General features: G+C 58.3%; 15 protein-coding genes and 1 tRNA gene. 5 read left to right on the top strand and 11 right to left on the bottom strand.

The features are described from left to right. Positions 1-5 precede the first annotated feature (5 nt). The 5 genes from AC1DVF_RS21145 to AC1DVF_RS21165 form a co-directional block, all read right to left on the bottom strand. Positions 6-1025 (bottom strand): LacI family DNA-binding transcriptional regulator, encoded by a 1020-nt coding sequence (locus AC1DVF_RS21145; RefSeq protein WP_186624928.1) that lies wholly within the window; start codon positions 1023-1025, stop codon positions 6-8. Positions 1026-1028: 3 nt separating this feature from the next. Continuing rightward, positions 1029-2006, bottom strand: a complete 978-nt coding sequence (locus tag AC1DVF_RS21150; RefSeq protein WP_007913478.1) for an ABC transporter permease — start codon at positions 2004-2006, stop codon at positions 1029-1031. Continuing rightward, complete coding sequence (locus AC1DVF_RS21155) at positions 2003-3556, bottom strand: sugar ABC transporter ATP-binding protein (RefSeq protein WP_093432137.1); 1554 nt, start codon at positions 3554-3556, stop codon at positions 2003-2005. The genes AC1DVF_RS21150 and AC1DVF_RS21155 overlap by 4 nt, the downstream gene beginning before the upstream one ends. A gap of 56 nt (positions 3557-3612) precedes the next feature. Next, positions 3613-4569, bottom strand: a complete 957-nt coding sequence (locus AC1DVF_RS21160; protein WP_477783093.1) for a substrate-binding domain-containing protein — start codon at positions 4567-4569, stop codon at positions 3613-3615. 200 nt (positions 4570-4769) lie between these two features. Next, the gene (locus AC1DVF_RS21165; protein ID WP_093432134.1) at positions 4770-5225 is read right to left on the bottom strand and encodes a hypothetical protein; all 456 of its coding nucleotides are present in this window, start codon (positions 5223-5225) and stop codon (positions 4770-4772) included. Between the two features lie 350 nt (positions 5226-5575). On the opposite strand from AC1DVF_RS21165, the gene AC1DVF_RS21170 reads away from it, so the two are divergent. The 3 genes from AC1DVF_RS21170 (at position 5576) to AC1DVF_RS21180 (ending at position 7824) form a co-directional block, all read left to right on the top strand. Further along, complete coding sequence (locus AC1DVF_RS21170; protein WP_034152752.1) at positions 5576-6664, top strand: asparaginase; 1089 nt, start codon at positions 5576-5578, stop codon at positions 6662-6664. Between the two features lie 196 nt (positions 6665-6860). Then, complete coding sequence (locus AC1DVF_RS21175; protein ID WP_371748305.1) at positions 6861-7130, top strand: DUF1654 domain-containing protein; 270 nt, start codon at positions 6861-6863, stop codon at positions 7128-7130. 4 nt (positions 7131-7134) lie between these two features. Beyond that, positions 7135-7824: an endonuclease gene (locus AC1DVF_RS21180; protein WP_093432123.1), complete on the top strand. Its 690-nt coding sequence runs from the start codon at positions 7135-7137 to the stop codon at positions 7822-7824. Positions 7825-7930: 106 nt separating this feature from the next. Here AC1DVF_RS21180 and AC1DVF_RS21185 read toward each other — a convergent pair whose 3' ends face one another. Beyond that, positions 7931-8122, bottom strand: a complete 192-nt coding sequence (locus AC1DVF_RS21185; protein ID WP_460090350.1) for a hypothetical protein — start codon at positions 8120-8122, stop codon at positions 7931-7933. An 11-nt stretch (positions 8123-8133) separates the two neighbouring features. Continuing rightward, entirely contained in the window at positions 8134-8502 is a 369-nt protein-coding gene (locus AC1DVF_RS21190) for a penicillin-binding protein activator LpoB (protein WP_093432120.1), read from the bottom strand. A 249-nt stretch (positions 8503-8751) separates the two neighbouring features. Here AC1DVF_RS21190 and csrA point away from each other — a divergent pair, with 249 nt between their 5' ends. Continuing rightward, complete coding sequence (csrA, locus tag AC1DVF_RS21195) at positions 8752-8946, top strand: carbon storage regulator CsrA (RefSeq protein ID WP_003179932.1); 195 nt, start codon at positions 8752-8754, stop codon at positions 8944-8946. A 225-nt stretch (positions 8947-9171) separates the two neighbouring features. On the opposite strand, the gene AC1DVF_RS21200 is transcribed toward csrA, so the two are convergent. After that, the gene (locus tag AC1DVF_RS21200) at positions 9172-9627 is read right to left on the bottom strand and encodes a DUF2214 family protein (protein WP_477783094.1); all 456 of its coding nucleotides are present in this window, start codon (positions 9625-9627) and stop codon (positions 9172-9174) included. 605 nt (positions 9628-10232) lie between these two features. After that, positions 10233-10309 (bottom strand) — tRNA-Val (locus AC1DVF_RS21205). Positions 10310-10492: 183 nt separating this feature from the next. Here AC1DVF_RS21205 and AC1DVF_RS21210 point away from each other — a divergent pair. Next, positions 10493-11776, top strand: a complete 1284-nt coding sequence (locus AC1DVF_RS21210; RefSeq protein ID WP_477783095.1) for an NAD(P)/FAD-dependent oxidoreductase — start codon at positions 10493-10495, stop codon at positions 11774-11776. A gap of 47 nt (positions 11777-11823) precedes the next feature. On the opposite strand, the gene AC1DVF_RS21215 is transcribed toward AC1DVF_RS21210, so the two are convergent. After that, a complete protein-coding gene (locus AC1DVF_RS21215) occupies positions 11824-12795 on the bottom strand; it encodes an XdhC family protein (RefSeq protein WP_460090347.1) in 972 nt (323 codons plus the stop codon). 1 nt (position 12796) lies between these two features. Beyond that, positions 12797-14032, bottom strand: coding sequence for a c-type cytochrome (locus tag AC1DVF_RS21220; RefSeq protein WP_476334681.1), 1236 nt, complete (start codon positions 14030-14032; stop codon positions 12797-12799).

Here is a 14032-nt window from a genome sequence, read left to right on the forward strand (position 1 = left end):
CGGTTTCAGCGGTATTCGGTGAACACGCCGGACAACGGTGCAGTGGATTCGCGCAAGACAATACTCGGGGTCACGATCCGTTGATCAGTGCCCAGGCTCGGCGTGGCAATCCTGCGCAGCAGCACTTCGGCCGCCATCTCGCCCAGTTGCAGGATTGATTGCCCCACCGTGGTGAGTGCCGGGTAGACGTAACGACTCATCTGGATATCGTCGAAACCAATCACCGACAGCTCGCTCGGCACGCGCACATTGCGCTCCGCCGCCGCTCGCAGCACACCAATGCCGATCATGTCGTTACCGGCAAAGATTGCGCTCGGCGGATTGCGCTCGAGCAGAATCGCCGCTGCGTTGTACCCGCCAGTACTGGTGAAATCGCTTTCCAGCATGCGCTCCTGACGGACGTCAACGCCCGCCTCTTTCAGCGCTCGGCAATAGCCGGCCAGACGCATCTGCGCAACGCTGGTGCTGGCCGGGCCGCCGATGGTGGCGATGTCGCGGTGCCCCAACTCAAGCAAGTGCCGGGTCGCGAGGTAAGCGCCGTATTCGTGGTCGATACGCACCAGATCGGCATCGACGCCATCCAGACCTCGGTCGACGATGACCATCGGCGTTTTCACCCCGGCCAACCCCTGCGCCAGACCGCTGTCACCGCCAGCGGAAGCAACGATCAAACCGTCGATGCGTTTCTCCAGCAACACGCGCAAATAGCTGCGCTGCTTGTCGGGATTGTCGTCGGAGTTGCAGAGGATCACGCAATAGCCGTTACGCTCGCAATAATCCTCGATGCCCCGCGCCAACTCGGCGAAATACGGGTTGAGACTGTTGGGCACCAGCAGGCCGATGGTTGCAGTGGTCTTGGCTTTGAGCGAGCGCGCCACCGCACTCGGCACATAGTCGAGGCTCTTGATCGCCGCCTCGACTTTCAACCGCACCTCCCGACTCACCGGCCGGGTGTTGTTCACCACATGCGACACCGTCGTGTAGGAAATCCCCGCGAGGGCTGCCACATCCTTGATCGTTGCCATCTCTTAGCCCCGGCGACTGGCGCGCTGACTGCGATAAGTGTCGAGCACCACCGCGATCACGATGACGGCGCCGGTGATGATTCGTTTGGTCGGCTCAGTCGCACCGATCTGCGCCAGACCTGCCGCCAGGACCGAAATGATCAACACGCCAAAGAATGTGCTGATCACCGAACCACGCCCGCCCATCAGGCTGGTACCGCCGATAACCACAGCTGCGATTACCTGCAACTCCAGACCGGAACCGGCATTCGGGTCAGCGGCTTCCAGACGGGAAATCTGGAACAGCGCAGCGATACCGGCCAGCAGCCCCATCAGGCTGAAGACCAGAATCTTGTAGGGTTTCGGATTGATCCCCGCGAGGCGCACCGCCTCTTCGTTGGTGCCAATGCCGATCAGGTAGCGACCGAATACGGTACGGGTCAACACGGCCTGAGCGATGATAATCACCAGCAAAGCAATGATAAACGATGGCGAGATGCCGAACGCGATCGGGTTCGACAGCCAGGCAAACGAATCACCGATGTACGCGGTGCGCGATCCCGTCATCTGATAAGCCAGACCCCGAGCCATTTCCAGCACGCCCAGGGAGACGATGAACGATGGAATCCGCCACGCCACCGTGATTGAACCGGTCACGGTGCCAGCCAGTGCCGCCACTGCCATGCCGAGCAACGCTGACGGCAACACGCCCCAGCCCCAACCGAGAATGGCGACGCTGACCGTCGAAGCGGCAAGCGCCAATACCGAACCCACCGAAAGGTCGATGCCGCCGATGATCAACACGAAGGTCATGCCGACCGCCAGCACCATCAGATCAGGGATCTGGTTGGCCAGCGTACTGAAGGTGTTATAGGACAGAAAGTGGCTGCTCAAGACCGAGAACAGCGCAATCATCGCCAGCAAGGCGCCGGCCAGGCCCAGATAAGTGCCCAGACCGTAGAAGTTGCCACTACGTTTGCCGGCAGGAGATGCAGTTTTCATGGGAGATCCCTAGGCGCCGCTTCATTGAGCAACGCATCACGTTTTTGGTAGCCGGCGAACGCGGCGGCAAGCAAGTCATCCTGGGTCCAGCTGTCGCGCTCGAAGGTGTCGATCAACCGGCCGGCCGACAACACGCCGATGCGGTCACAGATCAGCATCAACTCACGCAGATCACTGGACACCACCACCAGCGCTTTGCCCTGGCGAGTCAATTCGCCGAGCAAGGCATAAATGTCGAACTTGGCGCCGACGTCGATGCCACGGGTCGGCTCGTCGAACAGCAGCACCGAACAGTCGCGCTCCAGCCATCGGCCGATCACGACCTTCTGCTGGTTGCCACCGGACAACTCTGAAACCAGTTGTGTCGGACTCGAACTGCGGATGCGCATGGCATCGATCTGACGCTGCGCCAAAGCGATCTCGTCGCCATTGTTGACGACACCGCCACTGGAGATTTCCGGCATGTTGCCCAGTGCGATGTTGGCGCTGATCGATTGACTCAGCAGCAGGCCTTCACCTTTGCGGTCTTCGGTAATCAACGCGATACCGTTGCGCACCGCATCGACCGGCGAGCGCACACTGACCACTTTGGCCGGGGAGCCGAGCGCGATGGTGCCGCTGTCGGCAACGTCCGCACCAAAAATCAGTCGCAGCAGTTCTGTGCGCCCTGCCCCGATCAATCCGGAAATCCCGAAGATCTCGCCGGCACGGACTTCGAATGAAACATCGCGCACTTTGTCAGAGCGATTCAAACCCGTGACAGTCAGCGCCGGGGCGCCGATATTGCGCGGGCCCATGTCGATGTGTTCGCCCAGTTCACGACCGACCATCAGCGTAACCAGTTGCTCGCTGTTGTAATTGGCCATCGGCTCGACACAGACCAGATTGCCGTCGCGCAGCACGGCAATGCGCTGTGCGACACGGGCCAGCTCTTCGAGACGGTGGGAAATGTAAATGATCGAAACGCCGCGCGCCTGCAACCGGGTGATCTGCTCGAACAGCATTTCGACTTCACGTGCGGTCAGCATCGCGGTCGGCTCATCGAGAATCAGCACATGGCAATCGCCAATCAGGTTACGGGCAATTTCAACCATCTGCTGATGCCCGATCCCCAACTCGCCGACCAGCGTATCCGGATCAATCGCGTCGAGACCGACTTGCGCCATGGCTTCGATCGCTGCTTTGCGCAGTTGTTTTCGGCTGATCCAGCCGCCGTTGCTTGGCAGGTTGTCGAGAAACAGGTTTTCCGCGACCGACAGTGTCGGCAACAGATTGAGCTCTTGCATGACCATACGCACGCCGAGCTCTTCAGCCTGGGTGCGGCTGCCCGGACGATAGTCCTTGCCCTGGAATTGCATCTGGCCGGTGGTCGGCGTGACCAGTCCGCCAATGATTTTCGACAGGGTACTTTTGCCGGCACCATTCTCGCCGGTCAGCGCCAGCACTTCACCGCGCATCAGCGTCAGATCGATGCCGGTGAGCACCGGTTGCGCATAGGTCTTACCGATACCGCTGACCGAGAGGACAGCGTTCGGGGCGGAAACTGACATAAAAACTCTCCATGCGCTCGCCCGGACGGACGAGCGCCGTTGTGTCGCCAGAAGACTTACTTGGTGACCAGCTCGACCGGTGTTTCGATCACGCCGTTGGCGCCGCTGTCGACTTTCTCGCCCTTGATGATTTTCAGCGCGGTTTCGATGCCGAACACTGCCTGCTTGGCAGCGAACTGGTCAGCCGTGGCCAACACGCGGCCATCCTTCAACATTGGCTTGATGGCGTTGATGTTGTCGTAACCGACCACCTGAACCTGACCGGCCTTGCCAGCGGCACGTACTGCGGAAACGGCGCCGACGGCCATGCTGTCGTTACCGGCCAGCAGTGCTTTGACGTCCGGGTATTCGCTGAGGATCGAAGCGGCAACCTTGTTGCCCTTGTCGATTTCCCAGTCACCTGATTGCAACGAAACGATCTTGATCTGTGCGGCGTCCATCGCATCCTTGAAGCCAGCGGTACGTTGCTGAGCGTTGGTCGTGGTGGACACGCCTTCAATGATGCCGACTTCGTCACCGGCCTTGAGCTGCTTGGCCAGGTACTCACCGACCAGACGCGCGCCTTTGCGATTGTCCGGACCTACGAAGGGCACGCTGATGTTTTTGCTTTTGACGATGGCCGGATCGAGTTGGTTGTCGATGTTGATCACGGTGATACCAGCATCGACGGCTTTCTTGATCACCGGCACCATGGCCTTGGAATCGGAAGGCGCGATCACCAGTGCATTGACCTTGGCCAGGATCATTTGCTCGACGATGCGGGTCTGGCCAGCAGTGTCGGTTTCATCCTTGATGCCATTAGAGATCRGGTCGAAATCGGCGGAGTGTTCTTTCTGGTACGCCTTGGCGCCATCTTCCATGGTCAGGAAGAATTCGTTGGCCAGAGACTTCATGACCAGCGCAACTTTGGGTTTTTCGGCGGATTCGGCGAATGCCGAGGAGACAGGTAGTGCGGCGGCTGTGGCAGCCAGCATAGCGACAGCAAGAAGACGTCCAGCGAATGGCAGCTTCATGGGTTCACTCCGATCTTATGATTATTGTGAGCAACGCTTGCGCTGGCGTAAGCTACTTGGCTATCTGCAGGGCCATAGTGCCCCGAGAGCGCCGCGCAAACGTTTGCGTAGACCGAACTATGCGAATCCCGCCGACATTTGTCAACAATCAGAAATCGGTATTGATTAAAGGACGAATCCGTTGCTTCGTCCCTTGATGCTCAGGCAGTGGTGTTGACCACGTTGCCGCTGGTGGAGCCCTGGGACATTTCCTTGAGCAACGCCGCCGCGACCTCCATGAGTGCGCCGCTGGTCTGCGCGATCTGACCCTGAATGGACATCACCGCCTGCGACTTGGCCTCAGGCGTCGGATAGCTCGCAGCCTGAGCCGCCGCCAGTTGCTGTTGCTGCTCCTGCAGTTGCTTCTGCAACTCTTTCATCCGCTTGAGCAGCATTTTCACGGTGACATTCAGACTGTCGCCGCTGTCCGCGCTATCGGCCTGACTGGCTTCTTGCGCAGGGCCGCCGGTCCTGACCTGGTTGCTCGGCTCTTTTTCAACGCCCAGCGCCTCGTCGGAAGCGTCCGCTTCTGCCTGGTTCATTGCATTGATCGTCGCTGCGGTTTTACCGCCGATGGTGACTGTACCCGGGTTTGAAAAACCGATCGTCAGTGACATGTGAACTCCCTAAAAAAGCGTTTCCCAGAACAACCATCGGCCTCAAGGCCGGTTTCTTTAGTAAAGAATCCCGAGCCGGCAACCGGTTTCATTCGAAAAGAAGCCGTAGTCCCTTTCGGTGAACCGAACGCGAAAGCGTCCATTGTTCGGAAACCCGGATAAACGCTTCGCCCCACCATTTGCAAATCCATAAAATCTTGATGTAAATCATCAAGTTAAACATTTCTCTAAAGCAAAGTAGGGCTGGTACAGATCCTGCTCCCTAGCCTGCACCCCGAGCATTCAGATCGGCTTGGGGCGCATCTAGATGAACCTGCATCAGCACCGTCTCACTACTAGAGAGAAAAATAATGAAATCTGCTTTCAACACTTTGGTTCCGGGCGCTTTGGCCCTTCTCCTACTCCTGCCCACCGCCCTTCAGGCGAAAGAAGTCGAAACCCAGACCAAGCTCGCTAACGTCGTAGTCCTTGCCACCGGCGGCACCATCGCCGGCGCCGGCGCGAGCGCCGCCAACAGCGCCACCTATCAAGCGGCGAAGGTTGGCGTCGAACAATTGATCGCCGGCATTCCCGAGCTGAGCAAACTGGCAAACGTGCGTGGCGAACAAGTCATGCAGATTGCTTCGGAAAGCATCACCAACGAAAACCTGCTGCAACTGGGTCGTCGCGTGGCCGAACTGGCCGATAGCAAAGACGTCGATGGCATCGTCATCACCCACGGCACCGACACCCTGGAAGAAACCGCTTACTTCCTCAACCTGGTAGAAAAAACCGACAAGCCAATCATCGTCGTCGGCTCAATGCGTCCGGGTACCGCGATGTCCGCCGATGGCATGCTCAACCTGTACAACGCCGTGGCCGTGGCCAGCAGCAAAGAAGCGCACGGCAAAGGCGTACTGGTGACCATGAACGATGAAATCCAGTCCGGTCGTGACGTCAGCAAGATGATCAACATCAAGACCGAAGCGTTCAAAAGTGCCTGGGGCCCATTGGGCATGGTGGTTGAAGGCAAATCCTACTGGTTCCGCTTGCCAGCCAAGCGTCACACCATGGATTCGGAATTCGATATCAAAAATATCAAGAGCCTGCCTGACGTAGAAATCGCTTATTCCTACGGCAACGTCAGCGATACTGCCTACAAGGCTCTCGCACAATCCGGTGCCAAGGCGATCATCCATGCCGGCACCGGTAACGGCTCGGTCTCCTCCCGCGTGGTTCCAGCCCTGCAAGCGCTGCGCAAGGATGGCGTGCAAATCATTCGCTCGTCCCACGTAAACGCTGGCGGCTTCGTTCTGCGTAACGCCGAACAACCAGACGACAAATACGACTGGGTTGTCGCTCACGACCTGAACCCGCAGAAAGCCCGCATCCTGGCAATGGTCGCCCTGACCAAAACCAATGACAGCAAAGAGCTGCAACGGATGTTCTGGGAATACTGATGGACTTTCGCCCGGTCAATTCTTGATTGGGCACCCTGCACCACTCGCCTGACGGGCGGGTGGTGCAACGCTCACAAAGCTCTCGCACTTTTCCTACAAAAAACTCGACACGACCTACACCAAAATCCGAAAACCGCTGTCAGAGGATTTTCTTGTATTTTAAGCAGTTGCGAAAATGCTTACAGTTAAATACTGTATGCACGTACAGCTTAATAAGGATAACCTCGTGGCCACCTCCCCTGATGCTCCTGACGCTTACGAACGCATAGGCATGCGCGTTCAGAAAATCATCAATTCCCCCACCGCACAAAAAGCCAAAGCCGCACTGATCTTTCGTCTTCCGGACGAGCCGATGGACGAGTGGGAGCGCCTGCTTGAGGAAATCGACGAGAACGACAACGTCACCCTCGCTTATCGCGACGACGGTGGCGTGCAGATTTTTTGGGTTGTGCCGAAGGAAGATTGATTCAATGAGTGTCCGCTGTTTTGCTTTGCTGTTGTTGTTTTTCGCCATGGGTGCCCAGGCTGGCGCACCCCGCACATTCACCGAAGCCAAGAAGGTCGCCTGGAAACTGTATGCGCCGCAGTCCACAGAGTTTTATTGCGGGTGCAAGTACACTGGCAATAAAGTTGATCTGAAGGCTTGCGGTTACGTACCGCGCAAGAATGCCAAGCGCGCATCACGCATCGAGTGGGAACACATTGTGCCGGCCTGGCAGTTCGGCCATCAGCGCCAATGCTGGCAGGAAGGCGGACGCAAGAACTGCACCCGTTACGACCCGACCTATCAAAAGGCCGAAGCCGATTTGCATAACCTGGTGCCAAGCATTGGCGAGGTCAATGGCGATCGCAGCAACTTCAGCTACGGCTGGTTGCCCGTGCAGTCCGGGCAATACGGTTCGTGCCTGACCCAGGTCGACTTCAAGGCGAAGAAGGTCATGCCCCGCCCGTCGATTCGCGGCATGATCGCCCGCACGTACTTCTACATGAGCAAGCAATACGGCTTGCGCCTGTCGAAGCAGGATCGCCAATTGTATGAAGCGTGGGACAAGACTTACCCGGTGCAGGACTGGGAGCGTCAGCGTAATCAGAGCGTGGCATGCGTGATGGGACGCGGTAATGAGTTTGTCGGCCCAGTGAACATGAAAGCCTGCGGCTGATTGCAGCGCAGACAAAAAAGGCCTCGAACGTGATGTTCGAGGCCTTTTCATTTGCACCTGATTAGCGGCTTTGTTGTGTCGCCAGCAGCCCATCAAACTCAGTGACTCACGAGGTATGCCACGCTCTTTGATCAGGTATCTGCGCAATATTCATGACGGCTGTCGACTCTTCGGCAATCCAGCCGTAAAAGCCGTCAGTGGCGGTGTCGGCGATTTCCTGGAGAATGTTCTTTTCCATGTCGACGTCAGCCAACTCAATCGCTTGCCCCGCTGCTGCCATATCAACTGGCAGAGTCACCGCCCGTTCGTTTACGGCGTGAGCGGATGCTCGACCAGCACCGACTCAACGTTCTGTTTCTTGGCCTTCACCAACGCTGCATCCACTTGCACCTTACGTGCTTCAGCTTCAGCCTGAGAGTTGAACGGACCAATCAGAATTCGCGTTTTGCCGCTGCTGTCCTTGATCACCGTAGGCACGAAGGCGTGCTCGATGAGCCAGCCACTCAGGTCGCTGACAGCCTGTGGCGTTTCACCGCGCACTTCGAGATCCCATTGTGGTGCAGCGGCCGCCGCCGGCGCCGTCACTGCTGCCGACTGTGGTTTTGCTGCGTCTGCATTCTTGCCTTCACCACACCCTGCCAATACCAGTGCCGCGACTACCCAAACCAATTTGCGCACAACGCTTTCCTCGAAATTCTCAAAGCCGCGATCTTATCATTCATAAATACTTCGCGAGCCCCGCAAAATGGGCACAAAACAACGAGATTGATGCTTGCAGCCTCTGTATAGTTACGCCCTGGGAATTAATGCCGCTTCTGCGCGTCAGAAAGAGGCACCCAAACCGTGAGACTTCGCACTAATCTATACGTACACCGACCTCTGCACTGTCTGAATCAGGTGCCCTACAAAGCAATCAAGGAGAAGACCATGCTGATACTCACCCGCAAAGTCGGTGAAAGCATAAACATTGGTGATGACATTACGATCACCATTCTGGGCGTAAGCGGCCAACAGGTCCGCATTGGTATCAATGCTCCGAAAAACGTTGCCGTGCACCGTGAAGAGATTTACCAGCGCATTCAGGCTGGCCTGACCGCCCCGGACAAGCCACAAACTCCCTGAGCCAGATCGCAGTCAGTAGCCAGTCCGTTTACCTTGTGGAATGACTGGCTAGAGATTCACGCGCCGTATTGCCATCCGCTCCCCACTCTGTTGGGCACGGCGCCTGACACGCAAAACCCGACTCCCCTTCCAACCTCTCCCCGCATGCTCTTGCTGCCCGATACTACCTGCCATCCCCGAGGCTGGCTGTCGGACATTTCCGATAGAGCGCAGAGAATTCGCCCTCTAACCGAATGTCACACCACGCGCCATGCCTGTGGCCGCAATCACCATGAGCACCAGCAACAACGCCTCGACATGACTGATTCGCGCGTACAGCTTCGCGCGCCCGGCATCGATTGCTGCGCCGCGTGCGGAAGCGATCCGCCACTTGACCAACGTGATCATCGGGGCGAGCTCTACAATCAGGATCAGCACAAACAGCATCCTCTTCAGATGAAACAGTGGCTGATGAAGATAATAGTCAGTGCCCTTTTCAAAGCCTCCAAAAGCCCGCACTCCCCCTGTCACCAGCAGAATCAATGCAGAGATGCCCCATAGGTTATCGGCCAGCAAAACGCGCCGGGCCTCGCTTGAACCGACAGCAAGGCGATTAAACGCCGTGCCACGCGTCAGCACCGCCCAAAAACCCAAAGCAAATGCCAGCAGATGAACAGCTGCAAGAAACCAATGGACCAGCATCGATACCCCCTCATCGCAGAGTTGAAAATCGGCCAGTCAGTAGTAGTTGAAAAAACCAGGATGTGCCTGCGGGGTGTCGCCAGGCCTTCAGGAGAGATCGAAAGGAAAAATTTCAGCCAGTTGAGGCAAATCGCAGGCAAAAAAAATCCCAAGCAGCTGATGGAAGCTTGGGATTTAAAAATGCATAAACCGTGGTGGTGAACGCGGGACGAATGTTACTTAATCCCACGAACAGTAACAACATTTTTTTGATAACTGGCTGGTTAGTAACACTCGTAACCTGTTCAATATCCACACTTTTTCAAAGGGCGCTGGCGACGAACGGTGAATCGTCAACCAACTGCCTGACCCGACGACGCAGAAATTCGATCAGAGGCGGGAGGCACGACGAGGACTTGCGCACGCCATTCAGCAAGGACCGCTAAACGGTGAAGCACGACGCGCAGTGGATCAACAGGCCTCGCATGGAATTTCGAATGCCCTGAGATCGACTAAACGCGAGGTCCAGCTGGCGCCCTGAGGAGGGTTTTGCAAATCGCAGACAACAAAAAAGGGCCCACCTTTCGGTGAGCCCTTCTAGACCGCCCAGCAGAGCGGATTTTATTTGGTAGGCGCGATTGGACTCGAACCAACGACCCCCACCATGTCAAGGTGGTGCTCTAACCAACTGAGCTACGTGCCTGCTGTGAGGCGGCATTCTACGGAATTCCGGAGGGGTGTCAACACCTTTTTTTCACCTAACCCTATGAATATGCAAAATATTTAATTTCGGCTCGCCGACGCAGATTTTCCGGTGGCTGGCGGAGGTTTTTCAACTCGGGTAGGATCGACGCACTCGTAAAATATATTAAACAGAGGCTGCAGGATGGCGAACACCCCTTACCCAGAGTCTTATTACGCTGCGTCGGCCAATGCCGTACCGCCCCGCCCTGCCTTGCAGGATGATGTGGAGACGGACGTCTGTGTGATCGGCGCCGGGTATACCGGATTGTCCTCAGCGCTGTTCCTGTTGGAGAACGGTTTTCGCGTCACCGTGCTGGAGGCGGCCAAGGTCGGGTTCGGCGCCTCCGGGCGTAATGGCGGGCAGATCGTTAACAGTTATAGCCGTGACATTGATGTGATCGAACGCAGCGTCGGACCGAAGCAGGCGCAACTGCTCGGGCAGATGGCATTCGAAGGCGGCCGGATCATTCGCGAGCGCGTGGCCAAGTACAACATCCAGTGCGACCTGAAGGACGGCGGCGTGTTCGCGGCGCTGACGGCCAAGCAGATGGGCCACCTGGAATCGCAGAAGCGCCTCTGGGAGCGCTTCGGTCATACGCAACTGGAACTGCTCGATCAGCGCCGCATTCGCGAAGTGGTTGCGTGCGATCAGTACGTCGGCGGCATGCTCGACATGAGCGGTGGGCACATCCACCCGCTGAACCTTGCGCTGGGCGAAGCGGCGGCGGTCGAGTCTCTCGGCGGCACGATCCATGAACAGTCACCCGCCGTGCGCATCGAGCGCGGCGCCAACCCGGTGGTGCACACGCCGCAGGGCAAGGTCAGGGCCAAGTTCATCATCGTCGCGGGCAATGCCTACCTCGGTAATCTGGTGCCGGAGCTTGCGGCCAAATCAATGCCGTGCGGCACGCAAGTCATCACCACCGAGCCACTGGGTGACGAGCTGGCGAAAGCGCTGCTGCCGCAGGACTACTGCGTTGAAGACTGCAATTACCTGCTCGACTACTACCGCCTCWCGGGCGACAAGCGCCTGATCTTCGGCGGCGGTGTGGTGTATGGCGCGCGCGACCCGGCGAACATCGAAGCGATCATCCGCCCGAAAATGCTCAAGGCCTTCCCGCAGCTCAAGGATGTGAAGATTGACTACGCCTGGACCGGAAATTTCCTGCTGACCCTGTCGCGCTTGCCACAGGTCGGGCGCCTGGGCGACAACATCTATTATTCGCAGGGTTGCAGCGGCCATGGCGTGACCTACACGCATCTTGCAGGCAAAGTGCTGGCCGAAGCGCTACGCGGTCAGGCCGAGCGCTTTGATGCGTTTGCCGATTTGCCACATTACCCGTTCCCCGGCGGGCAGTTGCTGCGTACGCCATTTGCGGCGTTGGGCGCTTGGTATTACGGCTTGCGCGACAAATTCGGGATGTAAAAAAGGGCCGCTGAACAGCGGCCCTTCTTATTCAACACAGAACGGTTTCAGAGTTGGTCTCGGGCAATCCCGTTACGGATTCGCAAGATATCCGCCAGCACCGCCAAGGCAATTTCCGCTGGCGTCTTGCTGCCGAGGTTAAGACCGATCGGCGCATGAATCCGCGCCAACTCCGCCTCGCCCCAGCCGCCAATTCGACGCAAACGCTCGAAGCGCTTCTGTGACGTCTGCAGCGAGCCCATCACGCCAATGTAGAACGCTTCGGTGCGCACCGCTTCCATCATCGCCAGGTCATCGATACGCGGATCGTGAGTGAGCGCTACGACTGCGGTATCACGATGACAGCCACCGTCAGCAATGAACACCGACGGCAACTGCCGACGAATCTCCACGCCATCCAGCACCACGCCTTCAAGCACCTCGTCGCGCGGATCGCAGAGAATCACCTCAAAACCCAATCCAACGGCAAACTCGGCACACGCCTGCGCCACACTGGAATACCCGGCGAGCAACAAACGCTGCGCCGCGCCGACACGAGCGCGCACCCGATCAATCTCACGCTCGATCCGCGCGCCCTGCTCGCGATCAGCGAACAGACTGCGTGCACCGCTGGCCAGATCGACCTCGCGAATCAAGCGGCGCTGACCGAGCAGCGCCGACTCCAATTCACGCAGATGCGCCTGTACCTCGCAGTCGGCGTCAAATTTCTCTACCAGCACATCGAGAATTCCGCCACAAGGCAGGCTGACCCGCGAGCGCGGATCATCACCCTCGCCGTAACGCACGACGTTGACCGCATCGAGAAACGCACCTTCGGCGACGCGCTCGAGAAAATCCTCCTCGACGCAGCCGCCGGACAGCGAACCGATCCACTGTCCGCCATCGTTCACCGCCAGCAGCGAACCCGGCGCACGCGGTGCCGAACCATAAGTCGTCAGCACGGTGCAGAGCCAGATGCGCTGCCCCGCCACCGACCACTCCAGCGCGCGGCGCACCACTTGTAGATCGAGATGCTGCATGTCAGTGCGCCTTGTGCTCGATGGACGGTGCGTCGGCTTGCAGCTTCTGCACTTCACTCACCGCCAACTCAGCGGATTGACCACCCCAACCTTGACGCAGGTAGTTGAGCAGATCAGTCAGTTGCTCAGGACTGAGCTTGCCAGCGAAGCCCGGCATCGGTTGCATGTGCTCGAACCCGGAAAACTTCTGCTCGCCGATACCATCCTCGATCACGCGCAACAGGTTGCGTGGGTCTTCCAGACGCAACGTGGTATTACCGCGCATGGCCACCGCGATATGCGGCTTGCCTTCGCCACCGACCGCATGGCAACCGGCGCAGACGTTCAGGTATTCCTGCTGGCCGCGCTGGGCGCTGGCGCTGAGTTTCTCGACTGGCACTTCAACGAGGGCTTTGGCTACCGGCGGTTTGTCGCCGAGCAGGAACGTCGCCATCGCCGCCAGATCGGCATCGCTCAGGCCTTGAGTGCTGTTGTGGAACACCGGGAACATCTCGTTGAACATCGTCCCTTGCGCGCTCATGCCGTGCTTGAGGAACGTGCCCAGATCCTGCTCGTTCCAGCCGCGCGCGGCCAGATCAGTGGCCAGCAGGCTCGGTGCCAGATAACCATTGAGGATGCCGCCAGTCAGACGCTTGTCCAGCTGCATTGCGCCCGGCAGGCCGCGCGGTGTGTGGCATTCGCCGCAGTGACCGAGTACTTCGACCATGTACTGGCCGCGCTTCCAGGCTTCGCTTTTGCCTTCGGCCGGCTCCAGTTTCAGGGCCTTGCCGTACATCATGTTCCAGCCGATCAAGCCCGGACGCACATTAAACGGGAAGCTCAGGCTGGTAACCGGGGCTGCGCGCTCGATCGGCTCGATGGTTTTCAGATACGCATGGATCGCATCCGAGTCTTCGCGCGGCATCAGGTGATACGAGGTATACGGCATCGCCGGATACAAATTCGCGCCATCGCGACGCTTGCCTTCAGTCAGCGCCGCGAAGAACTCATCATCGTTGTACAAACCAATGCCGTGCTCTTTGCTCGGGGTAATGTTGGTGCCGTAGATCGTGCCGAAAGGCGACACAATCGGCAGGCCACCAGCGAACGGCGCACCACCGGGTGCAGTGTGGCAAGCCATGCAGTCAGCGGCGCGGGCGAGGTATTCGCCGCGCTTGACCTGATCATCGGCGTGGGCAAACAACACCGGCGCAGCGAGGCCGACCGCCAGGGTCAGGCGAGTCAGAAAAAGCTTCAT

Source organism: Pseudomonas sp. P4_D7 (assembly GCF_056401755.1).